This window comes from Oryzobacter terrae (genome assembly GCF_042756445.1).
In the GTDB taxonomy this organism is placed as follows: Bacteria; Actinomycetota; Actinomycetes; order Actinomycetales; family Dermatophilaceae; genus Oryzobacter; species Oryzobacter terrae.
In genome coordinates this window covers 2,737,203-2,760,456 of sequence record NZ_CP170578.1, presented here as the reverse complement: position 1 = coordinate 2,760,456, position 23,254 = coordinate 2,737,203, and the positions used below count along the sequence as shown (strand labels likewise).

Below are 23,254 nucleotides of genomic sequence, written 5' to 3'. Positions count from 1 at the left end.
CTACCCTCCCACCGGCAGGTGGAGCCGGACCCGGGCCCCCACCGCGGTGTCGTCGACGACGACGCTCCCGCCGTGGGCACGCGCGATCCCGCCGACGATGGCCAGCCCGAGTCCCGAGCCCTCGGCGCGTGAGGTCCCCGTGCGTACGAAGCGGTCCATGACGCGCTGCCGGTCGGCGCGGGCGATGCCGGGGCCGGTGTCGTGGACCCAGAGGTCGACGTGCCCGTCGTCGACGGCGCTGCCGATCCGGATGGTGTCGCCGATCCCGGTGTGCGCCACCGCGTTCTGCGCGAGCTGGAGCATCGCCTGGAGCAGCCTCTGCTCGTCGCCGTGGAAGAACCCGGCGCCGACGTCGTCGAGCTGCCAGTCACGGTCGCCGAGGGCCCGGGCCCGGGTGAGGACGCCGAGGGTCAGCTCGCTGACCTCGACGTCGCCCGTGACGACGAAGTCGGGGTCGTCGGCGCGGGCGAGGGTCAGCAGGTCGTCGACGAGCCGCGCCATCCGGTCGAGCTCGTCGTCGGCGACGGCCAGCGCGGCGGCCCGCGAGGCCGGGTCGTCGCCCATCGTCTCGAGGTGGCCGCGCACGATCGTCACGGGCGTGCGCAGCTCGTGGCCGGCGTCGTCGAGGAACTGGCGCTGGTCGGCGAAGGCGCGCTCGAGCCGGTCGAGCATCGCGTTGAACGTCTGCGCGAGCTGGGCGACCTCGTCGGTGCCGCGGACCTCGAGGCGACGGCTCAGGTCGGACCCCTGGATCTCCTCGGCGGCGCGGCGCACGTCGTCGACCGGCCGCAGCACCCGCCCGGCCATGACCCACGCGGCGACGCCGGCGAGGAGGAGCCCGATCGCGCCGGCGCCCGCGAGGACGAGGGTCACGACGTCGACCTCGCGGCGCTCGAGGTCGCGGAACACCCCGACGACGAGGGCTCCGCGCTCCGGGGAGCCCTCCACGGTCACGGGGACGACCCGGTAGCGGACGACGCCCCTGGTGGAGTCGACCTCGCCGACGCGGGTGTCCGTGGCGGCGGCGAAGGTGCGCACGGCCGTCGGGTCGAGGTCGAGGCGAGCGGGCGGCGCCTGCGCGACGCGGCTGTCGGGGACGCCGTCGACGAGGGCGAGGACGGTCTCGTTGGCCTGCGGGACGCTGCGCTGGAGGTGGACCCGCAGGAGGCGCCGCGGGTCGTCGAAGGCTCGACCCGTCACGGGGTCGACCCCGGTCGTGGCGAGCGCCCGGAACTCGTCGGCCTCCTGGGCCAGCCCGGCGTCGATCCGCACGTCGAGGCGCTGGAGCAGGTACTGCCGGGTGATGAGGAGCGAGGCGAGGAGGGCGAGGAGGACGACGGCGACCTGGGCGGCGAACAGCCGCACGCGCGCCGAGCCGGTGCGCCGGGTCGCCCGCTCGTCGGAGCTCGTCGTTCCCACGCGGCCATTCTCCGGTGGCGTCGCGCGGGGCAGGGGTCGGGTGCTCACCGCAGGGTGTACCGGAAGTCCTCGTCGACGGACCCGCCGTCGTCGCCCCCACCGTCGTCGTCGGCCTCGACGACGAGCCCGTCGCGGGTCTCCTCGAAGGTCCCGTCGCCGTCGTCGGCGTAGAGCATGACGAGGTACTCGCCACTGCGCGGCACCGGGGTCGACAGGGCCACTGCGACGTCGCGGCTCGTCCCGGCCCGGACGGGTGCGCTGCCGAGGACCGCCCGCGTCGAACGGTCGACGACGACCGCGTGACCCGGCCCCGAGCCGAGGACGACCTCCTCGACGAGGACGCTCCGGCCGTCGCCCGCCTGGTCCTGCACGCCGACCTCGGCGTCGGCGTCGCGCACGTCGGGGACGACGGGTGCGGCACCTCCCGTCGCCGGCGTCGTCGGGGTGGCCGAGGGGGTGGGGGTCCCGGACGTGGCCGAGCTGCGGAGGACGATCGGTCCCGCGGGCGCTTCGGGCGCCGGCGCGGTGCCGCACGCACCGAGCGCGAGGGCCGCGGTGGCGGCGACCGCGGCGGCCAAGGGGGTCGTCCTCATGGCTCCATCCTCGACGACGGGCGTGAGCCGCGCATGAGCGGCCGGTGAAGGTTCCTTCATCCGCGGACGCCGCGAGGGATGGCTGCCGGCCCTCGAACCAGGTTCTGGAGGGGCCTCCGGCCATCCCTCCGCTCCCGTCCTCGCACATTCGGTTGCACATATATATCCACTGTCGTATGTTGAACGCGTGCCCGCCTCCGCTCTCTTCGACGTCCTCGCCGAACCGACCCGTCGCCGGATCCTCGACGCCGTCCGCGACGGCGAGCGGTCGGTGACCGAGCTCGTCGAGGTCGTCGGCATGCACCAGCCGGGGGTCTCCCGGCACCTCAAGGTGCTGCGCGACGCCGGCCTCGTCGAGGTCCGCCGCGACGCCCAGCGCCGCCTCTACCGCCTGCGCGCCGAACCACTCCGCGAGCTCGACGCCTGGCTCGAGCCCTACCGCGCCGAGCTGTCCGGACGCCTCGACTCCCTCGAGCGCCACCTCGAGCGCACCGCCAGTCCCATCCCCCCGAAGGAGCGACCCTCATGACCGACGACCTCACGACCCGCTGGGACGGCGTGCTCGAGCGCACGGCCGACGGCGGCGTCATCCGCTTCGAGCGGCACCTCGCGTACGACGTGCGCGAGGTGTGGGACGCCATCACCAGCCCCGAGCGGCTGGCCGACTGGTGGCTCCCGTTCGACGCCGACATCACCGTCGACCTCCGCGAGGGTGGCGAGATGGTCTTCGCGGGCCGGTCCGAGGACGAGCCGGTGACGATGACGTGCACGATCCTGCGCCTCGAGCCACCGGCTCTCTTCGAGCACACCCACCCCGCGCCCGGGTCGCGGATGCGCTGGGAGCTCGAGGCGGCCGGCACCGGGTGCATCCTGCGGCTCAGCCACGTCGTCCCCGACGTCCAGGAGGCGGTGGACAACTGCTACCTCGTCGGCCTCCAGACCTCGCTCGACCGCCTCGAGCCGAGCCTCGCCGGTCACCCCGAGCCGTGGGACTGGGACGCCTTCGGCGCCGGCCGGGCGCACTACGCCGAGCGCGGCCTCGCCGCCCCGATGGCCGCGTCGTGAGCGCCGCGCGCGAGCAGCTGCTCCGGGTGCAGAACTTCATGCTCTCCACCGACGGGTTCGGCACCGGAGAGGGCCAGAGCATCGAGCGTCCCTTCGGCCACGCCGACCCCGCCGCCCTGGCGTCGTGGGCGGGCGCGACCGCGAGCTGGCCGAACCGCACCGACCCCGGCGGCACCCGTGGCCTCGACGACTACTTCACCCGCGACTTCTCCCACCACATCGGCGCCGAGATCATGGGCCGCGGCAAGTTCGGCCCGCAGCAGGGGCCGTGGGAGGACCACGAGTGGCAGGGCTGGTGGGGCGACGAGCCGCCGTTCCACACGCCGGTGTTCGTCCTGACCCACCACGTCCGGCCGAGCTTCTCGTTGTCGGACACGACCTTCCACTTCATCGACGCCGACCCGCACGAGGCCCTGCGCCAGGCGAAGGCGGCCGCCGGCGGCAGGGACGTGCGGCTCGGCGGCGGGGTGGCCACCCTCCGCGAGTTCCTCGAGGCCGACCTCGTCGACACCCTGCACGTCGCCGTCGCCCCGGTCGAGATCGGCCGCGGCGGGCGACTCTGGCACTCCCCCGAGGAGCTGACCGACCGCTTCCACCACGAGGAGGTCCCGAGCCCGAGCGGCGTCGTCCATCACCTGTTCTGGCGCCGCTGACGACGGCCCCCGGAGCACGGAGAGGCCCCCACGACGTCGGTCGTGGGGGCCTCTCTCACGGGTGCTGCACGGAGCCGCCTAAGGGAATCGAACCCTTGACCTATTCATTACGAGTGAATCGCTCTGGCCGACTGAGCTAAGGCGGCGTGCTCCCGAGCGGGCTCGGGCGCGCCGGACGAGTATACGAGCCGACCGGGGTCGCGACGCAAACCGGCCCCACGCAGGTCGGGGCCTCAGCAGCGCAGCCCGTCGCGGGGCTGGGTGCCCTCGAGGTAGTAGGCGTCGACCGCCTTGTCGACGCACGCGTTGGAACGGGTGTAGGCGGTGTGCCCGTCACCGTCGAAGGTGATGAGCGAGGCCTTGGCCAGCTGCCCGCGCAGGCGCACGGCCCACTCGTAGGGGGTCGCGGGGTCGCGCGTCGTCCCGATGACGACGACGGGGTCGGCGCCCTCGGCCGAGATGGTCTTCGGCGCGTTCGTCGCCTCCACCGGCCAGTACCCGCAGACGAGCGAGCTCCACATGAGGAAGGGACCCCAGGTCGGCGCCTCGGTGAGCGACTCCTCGGCGAGGCGGGCGCGCTCGGCGACGTCGTCGTCCTCGGGCTTGTCGAGGCAGTTGACCGCGTAGATGACCTCCATGATGTTGCCCGCGTACTGCCCGCCGGGGTTGCGGTCGGCGTACTGGTTGGCGAGCTGCATCAGGGCGGTGCCGTCTCCCCCGACGGCCTGTCCCATCGCGTCGACGAGGGTCTGCCAGGCCCCCTGGTCGTACATCGCCGCGGCGATGCCGAGCGAGGCCCAGCCCTCGGTGAGCCGCGGGATCGCGTTGTCACCCGTTCGGGGCAGCGGGCTGCCGTCGACGCTCTCGAGGAAGGTGCGCAGGCCCTCCATGACGCGGTCGACCGAGCCGCCGAGCGGGCACTCCCCCTGCTCGACGCAGTAGGCCGCCCACTCGCGGGTGGCGAGCTCGAAGCCCTTGGCCTGGCCGAGGTTGATCTCGTCGGAGGTGAGGTCGGGGGCGACGACGCCGTCGAGGACCATGCGGCCGACCGTCGCCGGGAAGAGGTCGGCGTAGATGGCGCCGAGGTAGGTGCCGTACGACTTGCCGAGGTAGGTCAGCTTCTCCTCGCCGAGGGCCGCGCGCAGGACGTCGAGGTCCTTGGCGACCTCCACGGTCGAGACGTGCCCGAGGAGCGGACCGGCGGTGCGTCCGCACGCCTCCGCGAACCCGCGGGCCGTCGCGGCGAACTGCTGCTGCTCGGCCTCGTCGTCGGGCGTGGGGTCGCTGCCGAGGAAGGTGTCGAGGGCCTGGTCGGTGACGCAGTCGACGGGCGCCGACCGTGCCACCCCCCGCGGGTCGAACCCCACGACGTCGTAGGCCTGGCGCACGCCGGCGCCGACGATGAAGTCGGCCGCCCGCGCGTAGTCGACCCCGGAGCCGCCCGGGCCCCCCGGGTTGACGACGAGCGACCCGATCCGCCTGGACTCGCGCTTCGCCGGGACGCGCACGACGGCGACCTCGATGGTGTCGCCCCCGGGGCTCGCGTAGTCGAGGGGGACCCGCAGCCGTGCGCACTGGGCGCCCTCGCACTCGCTCCACTGCAGGCGCTGGCCGTAGAAGGGGGCCAGGGCCTCGAGCCCGGCGGGCGGGGCCTGGGGCGACACGGTGGCGGTGGGCGTGCGCGTCCCCCCGGTGACGCCCTCGACGAGGGAGCACCCGGCGAGCAGCAGGGCAGCGGCCGTCGCGCCGACGAGGGCGGTGGCGCGGCGGGTCATGGGCGGCACCCTAGGCGAGCCGTCTGGGCGCCGACCTGCGGGGCAGGTCACGAAACGGGCACCATTGCCGCGGGCAGTGCTCCCCATTGCCCGTAGGGTGCGTGCCGGGGGACGGTGGGCTCCCACACCGAGGGAGGGGCACCATGGCAGAGCGCGACGACATGACGCCGAGCAGCGGTGCGGCGGAGCGGTTCCGCGCGCAGCCGGCCGGGATGCGCACGTACGGGCTGAAGTTCCGCGCGCTCGGCGACGACGCCGCCGAGGCGATCACGTACGCCGAGACCTGGGTCGACTTCGACCCCTCCGGCGGGGCGGTGTTCGAGCGGTTCGTCGACGTGACGACGGGGATGGACACCGGGGTGCGGGACCTCATGAAGGACATCCACGCCGCCGTCAGCGGCACGGCGGCCGCCATCATGGCGTCGGCCGACCGGTACGAGGACCTCGACGCCGCGGCGGCGCAGCGGCTCGACGAGTCCTACTGGTCGAACTGAGAGGGGGACCCCATGGCGATGAAGAACGACGAGGGCGGCGGCGGCTGGAACCCGGGCAGCTGGCTCTACGAGCCCATCCCGAAGGAGCCGATCCCCTCGACCTTCGACGCGGCCCTGAACATGGCCGACTGGCTCTCCCTCGGCCACTGGGCGCTCGTCGCGCTCGACAAGGCCGACGGCGACTTCGACTTCCAGGAGAAGGTCCAGACCTGGATCGCCGGCGACTGGGAGCACGTCGCCGTCTCGGCCGCCGCGATGCGCAACCTCAAGGGCTACTGCGAGAGCATGGCCGACGCCATCAACGGCTACTCCGGCTCCCTCGACCAGCACTGGGACGGCGAGGCGTGGCAGGCCGCGCAGCTGACGATGATCTCCCACAGCGTGGCCATCGACAAGGCGGCCGGCATGCTCGAGATCGCCGCCAACGCCTACGACGACGTCGCGAACGGCCTCTACGGCGTCGCGAAGGACGTCGGCATGCTCATCCAGACCCTCATCGACCTCCTCATCGCGGCGGGCATCAGCGCCGCGGCGACCGTGGCCGGGTCGTGGACCCTCATCGGCGCGGCCATCGGCACCGCCGCGACCTATTACGGCATCACCGAGATCGTCAAGACCATCCAGAAGATCATCGCCCTCATCGAGGGCGCGATGACGATCGTCGACGTGCTCGTCGACGGCGTCTCGGCCCTGCTCGGGTCGGCCGGCGACTGGCACCTCGTCGACATCCCCGACGCCTTCGAGAACAACAACGCCCCCGCCTGAGGAGACCCGTGAGCACCACGCCCCCGGCCGGCGAGCCGCCCCTGCTCCCCGGCGCCGCCCTGCCCTCGCGCATCCAGCAGCACCTGCGCGAGTCGCTCACCGTCCTGCGCGACCAGGCCCAGGACCCCGCGGTCCGGCAGCGGATCGAGGCGGTCCTCGCCGGCCGCTCCTCGCTGCGCGACCTCGCCCGCGACGACGCGTTCTCGACGATGATGACGCCGCTCGTGGAGCGCGGCATGGCCCGCATCGACGCGCTGACGCCGCAGGAGCGCGAGCGGGTGGCCGCCGACGCCGACGCGCTCGCCCGGGGCGAGGCGACATCCGCCGAGCGCGAGTCGGCCGACGACCACGGCCGGGGCCACGGCCCGACCGGCCCGGCGCAGGGGACCTGGTAGCCGCTCGCCTCAGCGGGGCAGGCGGAGGTCGAGGGCCATCGCCTCGAGCGCGAGCAGCGGCGCGACGTTGGCGCCGATCCGCTCGCGGGCCGTGCCGATGGCGTCCATGGCGCCGAGCAGCGCCTCGGCCTCGAGGACGTCGGCGACCCGCTGGACGACCTGCCGGCTGTCCTCGTTGACCAGGGCCGTCCCCGCCCCGGTGCGCACGACGAGCGCGTCGCGGTAGACCGAGAGGAGGTCGAGGAGCGCGCGGTCGACGACGTCGCGGGTGAACCGGGTGGCCCGGGCCTTCTGCTCCTTCTCGAGCGAGCTCACCTGCGAGCGGATGTGCGGCGGCTGGGTGCGCGCGGACGGGTCGGCGCCGAGCACCTCCATCAGGCGGGCCTTCTCGGCCGCGTCACGCTCGCTCGAGGACGCGGCGGACTCCTCGCTCGCGATCGTCATGATGTCCTGCGCCGCGCCGATGGCCTCGCCGACGCCCGTGATCCGCGTCGCCATCGTGATGACGTCGTGGCGCCGGATGCGCGCGTGCTCGTCGCGGGCGAGGCGCCGGGCCAGCCCGACGTGCTGCTGGGCGGCACGCGCGGCGTACAGCGCCATCGACGGGTCGATGCCGTCGCGCCGGGTGAGGAGGTCGGCGACGGCCTCGACCGAGGGAGTGCGCAGCCGCACGTGCCGCGAGCGGGAGCGGATCGTGATGATGACGTCCTCGACCGACGGGGCGCACAGCATCCACACGGTGCGGGGCGTCGGCTCCTCGAGCGCCTTGAGGAGGGCGTCGGCGGCGCGCTCGGTGAGCCGGTCGGCGTCCTCGACGACGATGACGCGGTAGCGCCCGACCGAGGGGCGGCGGGCCGCGAGCTGGACGAGGTCGCGGGCCTGCTCGACCTTGATCGACAGGCCCTCGGTGGCGACGACGTCGACGTCGGCGTGCGTGGCCTCGAGCGCGGTGCGGCACTCGCGGCACGTGCCGCAGCCGCCGTCGGGGCACAGGAGCGCGGCCGCGAAGGCCCGCGCGGCGACCGAGCGACCGGATCCGGGCGGCCCGGTGAACAGCCACGCGTGGGTCATCGCGGCCGGGTTGCGGACGGCGTTCTCGAGCGTGGCGACGGCGGCCTCCTGGCCGATGACGTCGCGCCAGACGGTCACGGGTCGAGCACCCCCATCGCCTCGAGGCGGGTGATGACCGCGTCGTGCAGCTCGTCGGGGGGGCGGGTCCCGTCGACGACGAGGTAGCGCTGCGGGTTGCCGGACGCCATCGACAGGAAGTGCTGGCGGATGGCGTCGTGGAAGGCGTCGGCCTCGGACTCGAGGCGGTCGTGGACCTCGCCGCGCCGCCGCCGACCCTCCTGGGCGCTGACGTCGACGACGACGGTGAGGTCGGGGACGAGCGAGCCGACGGCCCACATCTGCAGGTCGTGGACCTCGGCGGCGCCGAGGTCGCGGCCCGCGCCCTGGTAGGCGACGGCGGAGTCGGTGTAGCGGTCGGTGAGGACGACGTGCCCCGCCTCGAGCGCCGGGCGGATGACGAGGTCGACGTGGTGCGCCTTGTCGGCGGCGAAGAGGAGCACCTCGGCCCGCGGGGAGACGTGGTCGCCGTGGAGGACGAGCTCGCGGATGGCCGCGCCGAGCTCGGTGCCGCCCGGCTGGCGGGTGGTGAGCACCTCGCGGCCGCGGGCGCGCAGGGCGTCGGCGAGCAGCCGCACCTGGGTGGACTTGCCCGCGCCGTCGCCGCCCTCGAAGGCGATGAACAACCCCTCGCGTCCCGTCACGGGGCGAGCCTAGGCCAGCCCCGCGACACCCTCGGTGCCGCGGGGCCGTCCTCAGGCCTGCTCGTGCCGGTCGGCGTTGGCGTGGATGGCGTCGCGGACGTACTGCGCCAGCCCGGGCGCCTGGTCCTCGTACGTCCTCATGAACCGCGGGTCGGCGACGTAGAGGTCGCCGAGGTTGCGGTGGAAGGCGTGGTCGAGGTCGTAGAACCACCGGTGGATGACGAGCCGGTTGGCCTCCGCGGCGTCCATCGCCTCCTCCGAGGTGGGGGCGTGCCCGGCCCGCATGGCCTCGACGAGCTGGCGCCCCGCCGCCTCCTGCTCGGCCTTGACCTGCTCCCAGTCGGCCTTGGTGTAGCGCTTCGTGCGCGAGGACGACTGCTTCCACGCGTCGCTGTCGCCCCAGCGCTCCTGCGCCTCGGCCTGGTACTCCTCGCTGTAGCCGTCGCCGAAGAGCTCCTTCAGCTCGTCGGTCGTGGCGGGTCGCTGCTCCATCTCTCTCTCCAGTGCTCGGTCGATGGCCGTGACGAGCTCCTCGAGCTCGCCCAGCCGGGACACGACCGCGTCGCGCTGCCGGCGCAGGTGCTCCTCCGGCGTCCCGTCGCCGTCGAGCACGGCCTGCACCTCGTCGAGGGACAGGCCGAGCCGGCGGTACGTGACGACGGACGCGAGCCGGGAGAGGTCGCCATCGGTGTACAGGCGGTACCCGGCGGGCGTGCGCGCGCTCGGGACGACGAGGCCGACGGCGTCGTAGTGGTGCAGCGTGCGCACCGTGACGCCGAAGGTCTCGGCCACCTGGCCGACGGTGAGCTCCACCGTCGCAGTCTGCTGGCTCGTCGCGGTCATGTCACCACCGTGGGCCCTGACGTCGCGTCAGGGTCAACCCCGTTCCGCCGGCGCCCCGCCTCACAAGTTCGGGGTGACCCCGAACTTGTGCCCTCCACCCCGGTTCTGAACCGGGGTGGAGGGCACACACGTCGGGTGGAGTGGCTCGCCCGGGTGGGCGGGCGCCCCAGAGCGCGGTCAGCCCTTGGGGGTCTCGAACCAGGTGGCCAGGGCCGTGGCGAGGCCGATGTCGCCCTTGGCCTTGACCTTGCCCATCATGAACATCATCGCGGGGTTGCCGGTGCCGGTGATGAGCTTGAGGAACTCGGCCGGGCCGAGCTGCAGCGACAGGTCGGACGGGGCGGTCGGGTCCTTCTCGACCGAGCAGACGCCCTGGTCGACGACGACGGCATAGGTGTCGAAGGAGTCGCCCGGCCCACCGGTCACCCGGAAGTCGATGCGCGCGCTGCGGTCGCCCGCCTTGTCGGGGCGGAACTGGTCGGGGAAGCGCGCGAAGACCTTGTCGAGGATCTCGCCGCGGTTCGGTCCGGCGAGGTCCTCGCGGATCTGGTCGTCGGACGTGCCCTTGACGAGGGCGACGAAGTCGGCGGCGGGGAGGCCGGAGAGGGTCTGCGGGTCGAGTGCCATGCCCCGAACCTACTTGCCGGTAACCCCCGACGCCACCCGGGTGCTCAGGCCTTCTTCGTCGCCGTCTTCTTCGCGGCCGACTTCTTGGCGGTCGCCTTCTTCGCCGGCGCCTTCCTGGCGGCCTTCTTGGCCGTCTTCTTCACCGGACCGCGCGCCCGCTTGTCGGCGAGCAGCTCGAAGCCGCGCTCGGGCGAGAGCTGCTCGGGGTCGTCGTCCTTGCGCAGCGTCGCGTTGGTCTCACCGTCGGTGACATAGGGGCCGAACCGGCCGTCCTTGACGACGACGGGCCTCCCGGACACCGGGTCGTCCCCGAGCTCGGCCAGCGGCGGCTTGGCGGCCGCGCGCCCCCGCTGCTTGGGCTGCGCGTAGATCGCCAGCGCCTCCTCCAGCGTGATGTCGAAGAGCTGCTGCTCGGCCACGAGCGAGCGCGAGTCGCTGCCCTTCTTCAGGTACGGCCCGTAGCGCCCGTTCTGGGCGGTGATCTCGACCTGGCTCCCGTCCTCCTCCGTCGCGACCCCGACGACGCGGGGCAGGGAGAGCAGCCGCAGCGCGGCGTCGAGGTCGATCGTCGCGAGGTCCATGTCCTTGAACAGCGACGCGGTACGGGGCCGGGCCTTCGCCGCGGCCTTCTTGCCCTTGGCCGGCGCGGGGGCGTCGTCCTCCGGCAGCACCTCGGTGACGTACGGGCCGTACCGACCGGCGCGGGCGACGATCTCGTGGCCCGACTCCGGGTCGGTGCCGAGCACCCGGCCGTCGTCCGCCGCGGCGTCGAGCAGCTCGCGGGCCTTCTCGGGCGTCATCTCGTCGGGGGCGATGTCGTCGTTGATGGTGGCGCGGCGCGGCTGGGCGGGAGCCGAGTCGGCGGCGGCCGCGTCGGTGACCTCACCGGTGGCGGCGTCGACCCCCGCGGGCACGACCTCCTCGACGTAGGGCCCGTACCGGCCGACCCGCACGACGATGCCGTCGCCGATCTCGATGGTGGAGATCGCGCGGGCGTCGATGTCGCCGAGGTCGGCCACGAGGTCGCGCAGCCCCTCGGCCGTCGAGGACTCGTCACCGAAGTAGAAGCGGCGCAGCCAGACCACGCGCTCCTGGTCGCCGCGGGCGATGGCGTCGAGGTCCTCCTCCATCGAGGCGGTGAAGTCGTAGTCGACCAACCGGGAGAAGTGCTCCTCCATGAGCCGGGTCACCGCGAAGGCGAGCCACGACGGCACGAGGGCCGAGCCGCGGTTCGACACGTAGCCGCGGTCCTGGATGGTGCCGATCGTCGAGGCGTAGGTGGAGGGGCGGCCGATGCCCATCTCCTCCATTGCCTTGACGAGGGTGGCCTCGGTGTACCGGGCCGGCGGCGAGGTCTCGTGGCCGAGGGCGTCGGCGCGCGTGGCGCGCAGCAGGGTGCCCTCGCCGAGGCGGGGCAGGCGGCGCTCCTCGTCGTCGCCGCGCTTGGCGGACTCGTCGCGGCCCTCCTCGTAGGCGGCGATGAAGCCCTTGAAGGTGATGACGGTGCCGCTCGCCGACAGCTCGACCTCGCGGGCCGGGGCGTCGGTGAGGGTCGCGGCCAGGCGCAGCGAGGCGGTCGAGCCACGGGCGTCGGCCATCTGCGAGGAGATGGTGCGCTTCCAGATCAGCTCGTAGAGGGCGAACTCCTCGCCGCGCAGCTCGCCCGACACCTGGGCCGGGGTGCGGAAGCGGTCGCCGGCGGGGCGGATGGCCTCGTGGGCCTCCTGCGCGTTCTTGACCTTCTTCTCGTACAGCCGGGGCTTGTCGGGCACGTACTCGGCGCCGTACATCTCGCGGGCCTGGGTACGCGCCGCGGTCAGCGCCGACTCCGACAGCGACGTGCTGTCGGTTCGCATGTAGGTGATGTAGCCGTTCTCGTACAGGCGCTGGGCGACGCGCATCGCGTTGCGGCTGTTGAGGCGCAGCTTGCGCGAGGCCTCCTGCTGGAGGGTGCTCGTCGTGAACGGCGCGCTCGGCCGGCGGGTGTACGGCTTCTCGCTGACCTCGGCCACGCGCACCTGCGCCTCGAGCAGCGCGGCGGCGATGCCCCGCGCGGTCGGCTCGTCGACCTGGGTCGCCCTGTCGTTGCGCAGCGTGCCGTCGTCGGCGAAGTCACGGCCGGTGGCCACGCGCGCGCCGTCGACGCCGGTGAGCCGGGCGGTGAACCGATCGGACTCGGCGCCCGGAGTGAGGTCGGCCTCGACGTCCCAGTACGCCGCCGAGCGGAACGCCATCCGCTCGCGCTCGCGCTGGACGACGAGGCGGGTCGCCACCGACTGCACGCGCCCGGCCGACAGCCCGGCCTTGACCTTGCGCCACAGCACCGGCGAGACCTCGTAGCCGTAGAGCCGGTCGAGGATGCGCCGGGTCTCCTGCGCGTCGACGAGCCGGACGTCGACGTCACGGGTCGTGTTGGCGGCGCGCTGGATCGCCTCCTTGGTGATCTCGTGGAAGACCATCCGCTTGACGGGGACCTTGGGCTCGAGGGTCTGCAGCAGGTGCCAGGCGATCGCCTCGCCCTCGCGGTCCTCATCAGTGGCGAGGTAGAGCTCGTCGGCGTTCTTCAGCAGTGCCCTGAGCTCGCGGACCTTCTTCTTCTTGTCCGCGTCGACGACGTAGTACGGCTCGAAGTCGGCGTCGACGTTCACGCCGAACTTGCCGAAGGGGCCCTTCTTGATGTCCGCCGGCATCTCGCTCGGGGTGGGGATGTCGCGGATGTGGCCGACGGACGCCTCGACGTCCCAGTCGGCGCCGAGGTAGCCGGCGATGGTCCGCGCCTTCGCGGGCGACTCGACGATGACGAGCTTGCGTCCTGCCACTGGTGCACCTGTTCCCGTTCCGTCCGGTCACGTGCAGCGGATTCGTCGCTGCTCCGACGTGCGGACGCCCCGACGGTAGCGCCACCGGCGCCGATCCGCGCAACCCGGGCCGTCCGGGCTCTCAGCGCGCCGCCAGCCCCAGGGCACCCGCCGCGGCGGCCCGCATGACGTCGCGGTCGGGCTCGACCCCGGTCCACAGGTGCACCGCGAGGGCGCCCTGCCCGACGAGCATCCCGAGGCCGTCGAGCGTCGTCGCCCCGGCCTCCTCGGCCGCTCGCAGCAGCGCGGTGCGCGGCGGCGACACGACGACGTCGGCGACGACGAGGCCGCCGTGGAGGGTGTCGAGGTCGACCGGCGGGAGGGCGTCGGCGTCGCCGTAGCCCACCGAGGTCGCGTTGACGAGGACGTCGGACCGGCCCGGTACCTCGAACGGGCGGTCCCACGCGACGTAGGTCGCCGCGACCCCGGTCCCCTCGGTGACGACCCGGGCCAGCTCGACCCCACGCCGCTCGTTGCGGTTGACCACCGTCACCGAGGCCGCCCCGGCGAGCGCCGTCTCCACGGCGACGGCCCGGGCCGCCCCGCCGGACCCGAGGACGACGACGTGCAGCCCGGCGGGGTCGATGACCGTGCGCAGCGAGGTGATGAAGCCCTGACCGTCGGTGTTGTGCCCGACGAGGTCGCCGTCGGTGGCGACGACGGTGTTGACGGCACCGATGAGCTCGGCCGACTCGGCGAGGAGGTCGAGGTGGTCGATGACCGCGACCTTGTGCGGCAGCGAGCAGTTGAAGCCCGCCCAGCCCATGGCCCGCGCGCCGGTCACCGCGTCGCCGAGCGCCCCCGACGAGACCTCGCAGTTGAGGTAGCGCGCGTCGATGCCGTGGTGGCGGTAGGCGGCCTCGACCATGACGACCGTGGGGTTGCCGGCGGCGGGCGTCGAGAAGGAGCCGGTGTGGATGCCGACGAACTCGCCGCTCATGACGCTCCCCCACGCAGGTCGAGGGCGAGGTGCACCTCGCCGTGGGAGTCGACCTCGCCGGTCGGCACGAAGCCCAGCGACTCGTAGAAGGGCTGCGGCGAGCCCTCCCCCCGGCCACAGCTCGTCAGCAGCTCGTCGCCCCCGGCCTCCCTGACCGCGTCGGCGACGAGGCGCACGGCCGCCGTGCCGTACCCACGCCCCTGGTGCCGGTGGTCGATGAGGAGACGCCAGAGGTAGAAGGGCCCCCACAGCTCGTCGGGGACCGGCACGACGTCCCAGCTCACCATGACGAACCCGACGGGGACGCCGTCGGCCTCGACCACCCGGATCCAGGGGTGGCCCCGGGGTTCGAGGTGGGCGTCGACGAAGGACTCGCCCACGCCGGAGACGAAGCGCTCCTGCTCGGGAGCGACGCGAAGGGCCAGCACCGACGTCGCGGTGGCGGGCGTGACGGGGGAGAGGGTGACGGGAGGCACGGATCGAGGACACCATGGACACCGTGGCGGCGTCGAGGGAGTCGGCCCTCCGCGAATGTGGTTGAATGTTGAACTACATCACCGAGGAGCCCTGATGACGACCACCAGACCGAGCGCCGAGACCGCTGCCGTCGTCGCGAGCGCCGCGACCACCGCGCCGACCCGCCCGCCCGTGCTCTACCTCAGCCACGGCGCCCCGCCCCTGGCCGACGACGCCACGTGGACGGGCCAGCTCGGCGCGTGGGGCGCGGACCTCGCGAAGCCCGAGGCCGTCCTCATCGTGTCGGCGCACTGGGAGCTCGCCCCGGTCGCGGTGTCCGCGACGAGCGGCGACGTGCCGCTCCTGTACGACTTCTGGGGCTTCCCCCAGCACTACTACGAGGTGACCTACGACGCCCCCGGCGCCCCGGGACTGGCCCGCTCGGTCGCCCAGCTCCTCGCCGGCGCCGGCGAGCAGCTGCACCAGGACCCGACGCGCGGCCTCGACCACGGCGCCTACGTCCCGCTCAAGGAGATGTTCCCCGAGGCCGACGTGCCCGTCCTCCAGCTGTCGATGCCGACCCTGGACCCCCAGCGGCTGTTCGAGCTCGGCCGGCGGCTGGCCCCGCTGCGCGACGAGAACGTCCTCATCGTCGGGTCGGGCTTCACCACCCACAACCTCGCGTGGTTCAACCCGGCGGGCGGCCCGGACTCCGCGCCCCCCAAGCCCTCGAGCGAGTTCGACCACTGGGCCGCCGAGGCCGTCGGCGCGGGCGACGTCGACGCCGTCCTCGACTTCCTCGCCAAGGCCCCCGCGGCGCGCGAGGCACACCCCCGCACCGAGCACTGGGCGCCGCTCTACGTCGCCCTCGGTGCCGCGTCGGCGTCGGGCACCCTCGGCGCCGACACGGTCGACAGCGTCATCGACGGCTTCTGGTTCGGCCTGAGCAAGCGCTCCTGGCAGTTCCGCTGACCGACTGATTGCGCTCTACCCACCATCCGTGCGCCGTTGGGCGTGGGTTCAGCGCAATCAGTCGCGGTGGTGGCGGCGACCACCGGCCCGCGGTGGCTCGTCGAGGCCGGACCCGCACGCGCCCGCACCCGCCGGCTCGCCGCCGACGAGGCCGTCGAGGACGGCACGGCCACCCTCCGCGGGACGCCGGCCGACCTCTACCTCGCCCTGTGGAACCGCGGCGGCACCGTCGACGACCCCACCGGCCTGATCGACCGGTGGCACGCCACGGGCGCCGTCACCTGGTGACCCGGCCGGCTCCGCAGCGGTGGCTCAGGCGCGGAGGTGGGTCGCGAGGAACGCCTCGATCCGCCCCCAGGCGTGCTGCGCCGACGCCGGCTCCGGTCCCGCCCGCATGACGAGGCGCGACATCGGCAGGGCCCACCACGGGGCCGTGTGCGACGCGTTGAGGAACGCGTGCCCGGCCGCCGGGTACTCGCGGACGTCGTTCGCGACCCCCTGCGCGGTGAGCGTGGTCTCGAGCCGTCGCGCGGCGCCCCGGAGGTAGAGGTCGCGACCGCCGTAGCTCGCGACGACGGGGCACGAGCCGACGAGCTCCTCGGCGTCGGGGACGACCCCGTAGTTGGCCACGACGACGTCCCAGCCCGGCCGCGCGGCGAGGAGGAGCGCGAACCCTCCGCCCATGCAGAAGCCGATGACGCCGATCGACCCCGTGCACCGCGGGTCGGACGCGAGGTCGGCCCGGGCGGCGTCGATGTCGTCGAAGGTGCGCCCCCGGCCGCGGCGCAGCGCCGTCATCGTCCGCAGGAGGCACAGGGCCCGGTTCCCGCGGGACACGAGGTCGGGGGCGAGGACGAGGTGGCCCATGCCGGCGAGCCGGTCGGCGTGCCGGCGCATCTCGTCGTCGAGGCCGAAGAGCTCGTGCACGAGGACGAGCCCCGGCCACGGCCCCTCGCCCTCCGGCACCGCTCGGTAGGCCGGAAGGTCGCCCACGCTCGTCGTCTCACCCACGGCGGGACGGTCCGCGCGTCAGTGACCGCTCCGGGGGCGCTTCTTGGGGGCCGGTCGCGTCGGGTCGTCGGCGACCGGCTCGACGTGCTCGGGCACCTTGATCGGTCGCAGCCGTGCCCAGGCGATGAAGCCCAGGCCGACGACGAGCAGGGCGATGCCCGCGTAGAGGTTGGCGTTGGTGCCGCCGGTCTTCTCGGTCTCGGGGTCGGCGAACAGCCCCATGAGCGTGAGGATCACGCCGTAGATCGTCAGCAGGAGCCCGATGATGTTGCGGATGTCGAACGCGCCGGCGTCGTGCTTGGCCTCGGCCATGGCTTGCTCCTCCCTCTCAGAAGATGATGTTGAGGACGGTGACCATGACGAGTGCCAGGCCGGCGAGCGGGACCGTGCGGCGGTACCACGGGTAGGTGTGCTCCAGCGGGTCGGTCCGGGTCTCCTTGGGGGTCTCGGAGTACACGAGGCCGACGAGCTCGGACACGGGCTTGGGCTGGGTCACCATCGAGACGGCGACCGACACGGCGATGTCGACGACGAACGCGGTCGACGCCGCGACGAAGGCGGCACCCTGGCCACCGAGCGGGATGACGCCCAGGCTCGCGCTGCCGAAGGCGTCCTCGCTGAGGAAGGCCACGAGCACGGCCGACAGCGTTCCGGACACCAGGCCCGTCCAGCCGGCCGTCGGCGTCATCCGCTTCCAGAACATGCCGAGGATGAACGTCGCGAACAGCGGGGCGTTGAAGAACCCGAACAGGGTCTGGAGGTAGTCCATGATGTTCGAGAACGAGCTGGCGAGCAGGGCCGTGAAGATCGCGATGAAGGTCGCGCCCACGGTGGCCAGCCGCCCGATCCGCAGGTAGTAGTCGTCGCTGCGGTCCTTGCGGATGTAGCGCTCCCACAGGTCGTAGCTGAAGACGGTGTTGAAGGCGGAGATGTTCGCCGCCATGCCCGCCATGAACGCCGCGAGCAGACCGGTGATCGCCAGGCCGAGCAGGCCGTTCGGCAGCAGGTCGCGCATGAGGAAGAGCATCGAGTCGTTGTAGGCGACCCCGTTCCCCGACGCGCCCCCCGCCGGTGTCCCCCCGTTCTTCAGCTCGATGATCTCGGGGACGAGGACCGCGGCGATCATGCCGGGGACGATGGTGATGAACGGGACGAACATCTTCGGGAAGGCGCCGATGATCGGCGTCTTGCGGGCCGAGGCGATCGAGTCGGAGGCCATCGCGCGCTGGACCTCGACGAAGTTCGTCGTCCAGTACCCGAAGGACAGCACGAAGCCCAGGCCGAAGACGATGCCGACGACGGACCAGAACGGGGACTCGAAGCCCGCGAGGGCCTGCCCCGGCCAGGAGTTCAGCTGCTGGTCGGCCGGGGGGATGTCGGACCCCGCCGGCGCCGCGGCCGCCGCGGCGGTGATCTTCTCCTCGAGGCCGCTCCAGCCGCCCACCCGGTTGAGGCCGAGCCAGACGAGCGGGAGCAGCGAGGCGACGATGACGAAGAACTGCAGGACCTCGTTGTAGATCGCCGCCGAGAGACCCCCGAGCGTGATGTACGACAGGACGATGACCGCGGCGACGATGAGGGCGACCCACAGCGGCCAGCCGAGCAGCGCGTGGACGATCGAGCCGAGGAGGTAGAGGTTGACGCCGGCGATGAGCAGCTGCGCCACGGCGAAGGAGATCGCGTTGACGAGGTGCGCCTCCCTGCCGAAGCGGCGGAGCATGAACTCCGGCACCGAGCGCACCTTCGAGCCGTAGTAGAAGGGCATCATCACGACGCCGAGGAAGAGCATCGCGGGGATGGCGCCGACCCAGAAGTAGTGGACGGTGGAGATGCCGATCTCGGCGCCGTTCGCGCTCATGCCCATGATCTCGACGGCCCCGAGGTTCGCCGAGATGAAGGCCAGGCCGGTCACCCAGGCCGGGAGGGAGCGTCCGGAGAGGAAGAAGTCGATCGAGTCGGACACCGAGCGCCTCGCGATGACGCCGATGCCGAGGACGAACACGAAGTAGACGAGCAGGATGAGGTAGTCGACGGGGCCCGCGTCGATGATCGTCTCGGCCCTCACCACGTCTGCCACTCCGGTCGCCGCCTGAGCCACACCCACCATCTGCGCCCACCACCTCATCGCCGAGGGTCACCACCACGACCGGGTGGCCGCTCGCCACGCTAGTGGACGGCGGGCCGGCCGGCCCGCCGAGAGCGCGCCGGATTTCGGGGGCCTCGTCAGACCGTGGCGCCGACCCCCACCGTCTCGTCGTCGGGGTCGACCGCCCCGGCGAACTGGGCGGCGTAGAGGGTCGCGAACGCCCCTCCCGCAGCGAGGAGCTCGGCGTGCGAGCCCTGCTCGACGATCCGCCCCTCCTCCATGACGAGGATGAGGTCGGCGTCGCGGATCGTGGACAGCCGGTGGGCGATGACGAAGCTCGTCCGGTCGGAGCGCAGTGCCGCCATCGCCTGCTGGACGAGGAGCTCGGTGCGGGTGTCGACCGAGCTCGTCGCCTCGTCGAGGATGAGGAGCGAGGGCTGCGCGAGAAAGGCCCGCGCGATCGTGATCAGCTGTCGCTCACCGGCGCTGATGTTGTCGGCCTCGGCGTTCAGCAGGGTGTCGTAGCCGTCGGGCAGCGAGTGGACGAAGCGGTCGACGTAGGTGGCGCGGGCGGCCTCGAGGACCTCCTCCTCGCTCGCCCCCGGGCGGCCGTAGGCGATGTTGTCGCGGATCGATCCCGCGAACAGCCACGTGTCCTGGAGGACCATCCCGATCCGCGAGCGCAGGTCGGTGCGCGTCATCGAGGTGATGTCGACGCCGTCGAGGGTGATCCGCCCGCCCTTGAGCTCGTAGAAGCGCAGGACGAGGTTGACGAGGGTCGTCTTCCCGGCGCCCGTCGGCCCGACGATGGCCACGGTCTGGCCGGGCTCGACGACGAGGTCGAGGTCCTCGATGAGCGGGGTGTCGTCGCGGTACGAGAACGAGACGTCCTCGAAGGCGACCTTCCCGCGGGGGTCGTCGATGCGCACGGGGGTGCCGGAGTCGGGCTCTTGCTCGTCGGCGTCGAGGACGGCGAACACCCGCTCGGCGGAGGCCACCCCGCTCTGCATGAGGTTGGCCATGGAGGCGACCTGGGTCAGCGGCTGGGTGAACTGGCGCGAGTACTGGATGAAGGCCTGGACGTCGCCGAGGCTCATCGTCCCGCTCGCGACCCGCAGGCCGCCGACGACGGCGATGGCGACGTAGTTGAGGTTCCCGATGAACATCATCGTCGGCATGATGATGCCGCTGATGAACTGCGCCCGGAAGCTCGCGTGGTGCAGCTGGTCGTTGCGCTCGGCGAAGGCCCGGTCGGCCTCGACCCGGCGGCCGAAGACCTTGACGAGCTCGTGCCCGGTGAAGGTCTCCTCGACGACGGCGTTGACCTCGCCGGTGCTCTTCCACTGCTGGACGAAGTGCGTCTGCGAGCGCTTCCCGATGGCCGCGGTGACAAGCATGGTCACCGGGATCGTCACGAGGGCGATGAGGGCGAGCAGCGGCGAGATCCACACCATCATCGAGACCATCGCGACGACGGTGAGGAGCGAGGTGAGCAGCTGGCTCAGGGTCTGCTGGAGGCTCTGGGCGACGTTGTCGATGTCGTTGGTGACCCGGCTCAGCAGCTCGCCGCGCGGCTGGCCGTCGAAGTACGGCAGCGGGAGCCGGTGCAGCTTGTCCTCGACGTCGGAGCGCAGCCGGAAGATCGTCCGGTTGACCGCCCCGGTGAGCAGCCGCCCCTGGAGGAGCTGGAGGGCCGCGGCGACGAGGTAGAGCGCGAGGACGACGAGGAGGATGCGGCCGAGGGCGGCGAAGTCGACCCCCTGGCCGGGCACGACGTGGTCCATCGCCGCGAGGACGTCGGCGACCTGGTCCTGGCCCCGCGCCCGCAGCGCCTCGGCCGCCTGCTCCTGGGTGACGCCTGCGGGGATCTGGCGGCTGAAGAAGCCCCCGAAGACGATGTCGGTCGCGGTCCCGAGGATCTTGGGGCCGATGGCGTTGAGGACGACGCTGCCGACGGCGAGCGCGATCGTCGTCCACACGACGAGCCGCTCGGGGTGCAGCAGCCGCAGCAGCCGCTTCGCGCCCGCGACGAAGTCCTGCGACTTGTCGGTGGGCACCCCGATCGCGGCGTGCGGTGGTCCGCCCCGGTGGGCCGACGCCGGCCCGCGCCGCTCCTTGGCCGCGCGCTCCTCCGCGGTGCCGAGCTCGCTCATGCCGCCTCCTCCACTGCCTGCTGGCTCTCGACGATCTCGACGTAGGTGGGGCACGAGGCGAGGAGCTCGTCGTGCGTGCCCTGGCCGACGACCTCGCCGTCGTCGAGGACGACGATGCGGTCGGCGTGGATGATCGTCGAGACGCGCTGGGCGACGACGACGACCGTGGCCTCGCGGGTCACCGGGCGCAGCGCCGCCCGCAGCCGGGCGTCGGTGGCGACGTCGAGGGCCGAGAATGCGTCGTCGAAGAGGTAGACGTCGGCCTTGCTCACCAGGGCCCGCGCGATGGCGAGGCGCTGGCGCTGGCCGCCGCTGACGTTCGTGCCGCCCTGGGCGATCGGCGACTCGAGCCCGTCGGGCATCGCCCGGACGAAGTCCTCGCCCTGGGCGATCCGCAGGGCCTCCCACAGCTCGTCGTCGGTGGCGTCGGGGTCGCCGTAGCGCAGGTTGCTCGCGACGGTTCCGGTGAAGAGGTAGGGGCGCTGGGGCACGAGGCCGAGGTGGCTCCAGAGGTCCTCGGGGTCGGCGTCGCGCACGTCGACGCCCCCGACGAGGACCTGTCCGCCGGTGGCGTCGTGGAGCCGCGGCACGAGGCCGAGCAGCGTGGTCTTGCCGGCGCCGGTCGACCCGACGACGGCCGTCGTCGTGCCCGGCTCGCAGCGGATGCTCACCTCGCGCAGGACCGGCGACTCGGCTCCCGGGTAGGCGAAGGACACCCCGCGCAGCTCGACGGCGACGGGGCCGGCCGGGATGCGCTGCGGCTGCTCGGGCAGGTGCACGCTGGACTCGGTGTCGAGGACCTCCTGGATGCGCCCCGCCGAGACGGTGGCCCGCGGGATCATCATCGCCATGAAGGTCGCCATCATCACCGACATGAGGATCTGGATGAGGTAGGCCATGAACGCCGTGAGGGCGCCGATCTGCATGGAGCCGTCGTCGACCCGGACGGCGCCGAACCACAGGACCGCGACCGTCGAGGCGTTGAAGATGACCATGACGAGGGGGAAGGCCAGCGCCATGAGGCGGCCGACCGCCGTCGCCGTCGCCGTGTAGGTCTCGTTGGCCCCACCGAAGCGCTCGCGCTCGACGTCCTCGCGGACGAAGGCCCGCACGACCCGCACACCGGTGATCTGCTCGCGCAGGATCCGGTTCACCGAGTCGACCGACTTCTGCATCGCCTTGAAGTGGGGCACCATCCTGCGGATGACGAGGCCGATCGCGACCGCGAGGGCCGGCACGGCGACGGCCACCAGCCATGAGAGGCCGACGTCCTCGCGCAGCGCCATGACGATACCGCCGACCATCATGATCGGCGCCGACACCATCATCGCCAGGCCCATGTAGACGACGGTCTGCACCTGGGTCACGTCGTTGGTGCTGCGGCTGATGAGCGTGGGGGCGCCGAAGCGCGAGAGCTCCTGGGCCGAGAAGTCGCCGACCCGGCGGAACACCGAGGAGCGGACGTCGCGCCCGAGGGACGCCGCGGTCTGGGCGCCGATCCGGGTCGCCGCGATCGTCGCGAGGATCTGGACGAACGAGACGGCGAGCATCCCCATCCCCGCGGTGAGGATGAACCCGGTGTCCCCCACCGCGACTCCCTCGTCGATGATCCGGCCGTTGAGGCTCGGCAGGTACAGCGACGCGAGCGTGGCCACGAGCTGGAGGGCGAGCAGCACGCCGAGCGGGACGGCGTACGGGCGCAGGTGGGTGCGGACGAGGCGGTAGAGCATCAGGACTTCCTCCGGGTGCCGTCGAGGACGACGTCGACGATCTCGGCCGCGTCGAGGCGACCCGTGGACATGAGGGGGTGGACGCTCGAGAGCGTGAGGAGCTGGAGCAGGGCGATGACCTCGGCCACCGGCTTGCGCAGGCTCGCGGCGTCGTTGCCGATGAGGTCGGTGAAGGCGGCGTCGACCGCCGGGTCGGGGCCCCCCTTGCGGCGGCCCGGCTCCATCGGCGGGTGGACGCCGGCGTGGTGGAGCACCGAGATGAGCCCGACGATCTGCTCGACGTGCTGCTGCATGACGGCGACCCCCGCGGAGAGGCGCTCGTCGAGGGGCAGGGCGGGGTCGATGGCCCGCAGCTTCTCCACCGCGGGGACGGAGTCGAACACCGCTGCGGCACAGGCACGCACGAGCTCGTCCTTGCTGCCGAAGGCCCGGAACACGGTGCCCTCGGCGATCCCGGCGGCCTCGGCGACCTGGCGGGTCGTCAGGGCGGGGCCGTGCTCGCGCAGGAGCGGGAGCGCGACGCCGACGATGGCCGACCGTCGGTCGTCGGGGCTCATCGCGGGGGCTCGGGGCGTCACCCGGTTGAGTGTAAGTGAGTGAGCACTCACTCACAACCGCTTTCCGACGCGGGGTAGCGGGTCCTTCGC

24 protein-coding genes and 1 tRNA gene are annotated in these 23,254 nt (G+C 72.8%); 8 read left to right on the top strand and 17 right to left on the bottom strand.

The features are described 5' to 3' along the window. Positions 1 to 1,419 (bottom strand): sensor histidine kinase, encoded by a 1,419-nt coding sequence (locus ACFWN3_RS13115; RefSeq protein ID WP_377640260.1) that lies wholly within the window; start codon positions 1,417 to 1,419, stop codon positions 1 to 3. A gap of 44 nt (positions 1,420 to 1,463) precedes the next feature. Then, a complete protein-coding gene (locus ACFWN3_RS13110) occupies positions 1,464 to 2,012 on the bottom strand; it encodes a hypothetical protein (RefSeq protein ID WP_377640258.1) in 549 nt (182 codons plus the stop codon). Positions 2,013 to 2,199: 187 nt separating this feature from the next. Here ACFWN3_RS13110 and ACFWN3_RS13105 point away from each other — a divergent pair, with 187 nt between their 5' ends. The 3 genes from ACFWN3_RS13105 to ACFWN3_RS13095 are packed head-to-tail and all read left to right on the top strand — an operon-like array spanning position 2,200 to position 3,730. Further along, positions 2,200 to 2,541, top strand: coding sequence for an ArsR/SmtB family transcription factor (locus ACFWN3_RS13105; protein ID WP_377640256.1), 342 nt, complete (start codon positions 2,200 to 2,202; stop codon positions 2,539 to 2,541). Next, the gene (locus ACFWN3_RS13100) at positions 2,538 to 3,077 is read left to right on the top strand and encodes an SRPBCC family protein (RefSeq protein WP_377640254.1); all 540 of its coding nucleotides are present in this window, start codon (positions 2,538 to 2,540) and stop codon (positions 3,075 to 3,077) included. Before ACFWN3_RS13105 ends, ACFWN3_RS13100 begins: the two co-directional genes overlap by 4 nt. Before the next feature lie 38 nt (positions 3,078 to 3,115). Further along, positions 3,116 to 3,730 carry a dihydrofolate reductase family protein gene (locus ACFWN3_RS13095; protein WP_377645599.1) on the top strand — a complete coding sequence of 205 codons (615 nt, stop codon included), beginning with the start codon at positions 3,116 to 3,118 and terminating at the stop codon, positions 3,728 to 3,730. Positions 3,731 to 3,802: 72 nt separating this feature from the next. On the opposite strand, the gene ACFWN3_RS13090 is transcribed toward ACFWN3_RS13095, so the two are convergent. Continuing rightward, a tRNA-Thr gene (locus ACFWN3_RS13090) sits at positions 3,803 to 3,876 on the bottom strand. Positions 3,877 to 3,963: 87 nt separating this feature from the next. Next, on the bottom strand, positions 3,964 to 5,505 hold the full coding sequence (locus ACFWN3_RS13085; RefSeq protein WP_377640252.1) for an alpha/beta hydrolase: 1,542 nt from the start codon (positions 5,503 to 5,505) through the stop codon (positions 3,964 to 3,966). A gap of 143 nt (positions 5,506 to 5,648) precedes the next feature. On the opposite strand from ACFWN3_RS13085, the gene ACFWN3_RS13080 reads away from it, so the two are divergent. From ACFWN3_RS13080 to ACFWN3_RS13070, 3 genes are read left to right on the top strand one after another with little or no spacing between them, the layout of a single operon-like run. Continuing rightward, positions 5,649 to 5,999, top strand: a complete 351-nt coding sequence (locus tag ACFWN3_RS13080; RefSeq protein WP_377640250.1) for a hypothetical protein — start codon at positions 5,649 to 5,651, stop codon at positions 5,997 to 5,999. Positions 6,000 to 6,011: 12 nt separating this feature from the next. Then, on the top strand, positions 6,012 to 6,764 hold the full coding sequence (locus ACFWN3_RS13075) for a hypothetical protein (RefSeq protein ID WP_377640248.1): 753 nt from the start codon (positions 6,012 to 6,014) through the stop codon (positions 6,762 to 6,764). An 8-nt stretch (positions 6,765 to 6,772) separates the two neighbouring features. Then, positions 6,773 to 7,159, top strand: a complete 387-nt coding sequence (locus ACFWN3_RS13070; RefSeq protein WP_377640246.1) for a hypothetical protein — start codon at positions 6,773 to 6,775, stop codon at positions 7,157 to 7,159. Between the two features lie 9 nt (positions 7,160 to 7,168). On the opposite strand, the gene ACFWN3_RS13065 is transcribed toward ACFWN3_RS13070, so the two are convergent. The 7 genes from ACFWN3_RS13065 to ACFWN3_RS13035 all read right to left on the bottom strand — a co-directional run bounded on the left by ACFWN3_RS13065 (position 7,169) and on the right by ACFWN3_RS13035 (position 14,675). Continuing rightward, positions 7,169 to 8,308, bottom strand: coding sequence for a DNA polymerase III subunit delta' (locus ACFWN3_RS13065; RefSeq protein WP_377640244.1), 1,140 nt, complete (start codon positions 8,306 to 8,308; stop codon positions 7,169 to 7,171). Beyond that, positions 8,305 to 8,931 (bottom strand): dTMP kinase, encoded by a 627-nt coding sequence (gene tmk, locus ACFWN3_RS13060; RefSeq protein WP_377640242.1) that lies wholly within the window; start codon positions 8,929 to 8,931, stop codon positions 8,305 to 8,307. The genes ACFWN3_RS13065 and tmk overlap by 4 nt, the downstream gene beginning before the upstream one ends. A 51-nt stretch (positions 8,932 to 8,982) precedes the next feature. After that, positions 8,983 to 9,774, bottom strand: a complete 792-nt coding sequence (locus ACFWN3_RS13055) for a MerR family transcriptional regulator (protein WP_377640240.1) — start codon at positions 9,772 to 9,774, stop codon at positions 8,983 to 8,985. A 177-nt stretch (positions 9,775 to 9,951) separates the two neighbouring features. Further along, complete coding sequence (locus ACFWN3_RS13050) at positions 9,952 to 10,401, bottom strand: SCP2 sterol-binding domain-containing protein (RefSeq protein ID WP_377640238.1); 450 nt, start codon at positions 10,399 to 10,401, stop codon at positions 9,952 to 9,954. A 44-nt stretch (positions 10,402 to 10,445) separates the two neighbouring features. Then, on the bottom strand, positions 10,446 to 13,220 hold the full coding sequence (topA, locus tag ACFWN3_RS13045) for a type I DNA topoisomerase (protein ID WP_377640236.1): 2,775 nt from the start codon (positions 13,218 to 13,220) through the stop codon (positions 10,446 to 10,448). A gap of 121 nt (positions 13,221 to 13,341) precedes the next feature. Continuing rightward, positions 13,342 to 14,199, bottom strand: coding sequence for a shikimate dehydrogenase (gene aroE, locus ACFWN3_RS13040; RefSeq protein ID WP_377640235.1), 858 nt, complete (start codon positions 14,197 to 14,199; stop codon positions 13,342 to 13,344). Continuing rightward, positions 14,196 to 14,675, bottom strand: coding sequence for a GNAT family N-acetyltransferase (locus tag ACFWN3_RS13035; protein ID WP_377640233.1), 480 nt, complete (start codon positions 14,673 to 14,675; stop codon positions 14,196 to 14,198). Before ACFWN3_RS13035 ends, aroE begins: the two co-directional genes overlap by 4 nt. 94 nt (positions 14,676 to 14,769) lie before the next feature. Between ACFWN3_RS13035 and ACFWN3_RS13030 the strand changes: the two genes are divergently transcribed. Both ACFWN3_RS13030 and ACFWN3_RS13025 read left to right on the top strand, forming a co-directional pair. Continuing rightward, on the top strand, positions 14,770 to 15,627 hold the full coding sequence (locus ACFWN3_RS13030; protein WP_377640232.1) for a dioxygenase: 858 nt from the start codon (positions 14,770 to 14,772) through the stop codon (positions 15,625 to 15,627). Positions 15,628 to 15,696: 69 nt separating this feature from the next. Continuing rightward, a complete protein-coding gene (locus ACFWN3_RS13025; RefSeq protein WP_377640231.1) occupies positions 15,697 to 15,915 on the top strand; it encodes a hypothetical protein in 219 nt (72 codons plus the stop codon). A gap of 24 nt (positions 15,916 to 15,939) precedes the next feature. Here ACFWN3_RS13025 and ACFWN3_RS13020 read toward each other — a convergent pair whose 3' ends face one another. From ACFWN3_RS13020 to ACFWN3_RS12995, 6 genes are all read right to left on the bottom strand, one after another. Further along, a complete protein-coding gene (locus ACFWN3_RS13020; protein ID WP_377640229.1) occupies positions 15,940 to 16,638 on the bottom strand; it encodes a dienelactone hydrolase family protein in 699 nt (232 codons plus the stop codon). Positions 16,639 to 16,656: 18 nt separating this feature from the next. Then, entirely contained in the window at positions 16,657 to 16,950 is a 294-nt protein-coding gene (locus ACFWN3_RS13015; RefSeq protein ID WP_377640228.1) for a hypothetical protein, read from the bottom strand. Positions 16,951 to 16,966: 16 nt separating this feature from the next. After that, complete coding sequence (locus ACFWN3_RS13010; protein WP_377640226.1) at positions 16,967 to 18,715, bottom strand: sodium:solute symporter family protein; 1,749 nt, start codon at positions 18,713 to 18,715, stop codon at positions 16,967 to 16,969. Positions 18,716 to 18,861: 146 nt separating this feature from the next. Beyond that, positions 18,862 to 20,877, bottom strand: a complete 2,016-nt coding sequence (locus tag ACFWN3_RS13005) for an ABC transporter ATP-binding protein (protein ID WP_377640225.1) — start codon at positions 20,875 to 20,877, stop codon at positions 18,862 to 18,864. Then, positions 20,874 to 22,607 (bottom strand): ABC transporter ATP-binding protein, encoded by a 1,734-nt coding sequence (locus ACFWN3_RS13000; RefSeq protein WP_377640223.1) that lies wholly within the window; start codon positions 22,605 to 22,607, stop codon positions 20,874 to 20,876. The genes ACFWN3_RS13005 and ACFWN3_RS13000 overlap by 4 nt, the downstream gene beginning before the upstream one ends. Continuing rightward, entirely contained in the window at positions 22,607 to 23,185 is a 579-nt protein-coding gene (locus ACFWN3_RS12995; protein WP_377640221.1) for a TetR/AcrR family transcriptional regulator, read from the bottom strand. The genes ACFWN3_RS13000 and ACFWN3_RS12995 overlap by 1 nt, the downstream gene beginning before the upstream one ends. Positions 23,186 to 23,254: the final 69 nt, after the last annotated feature.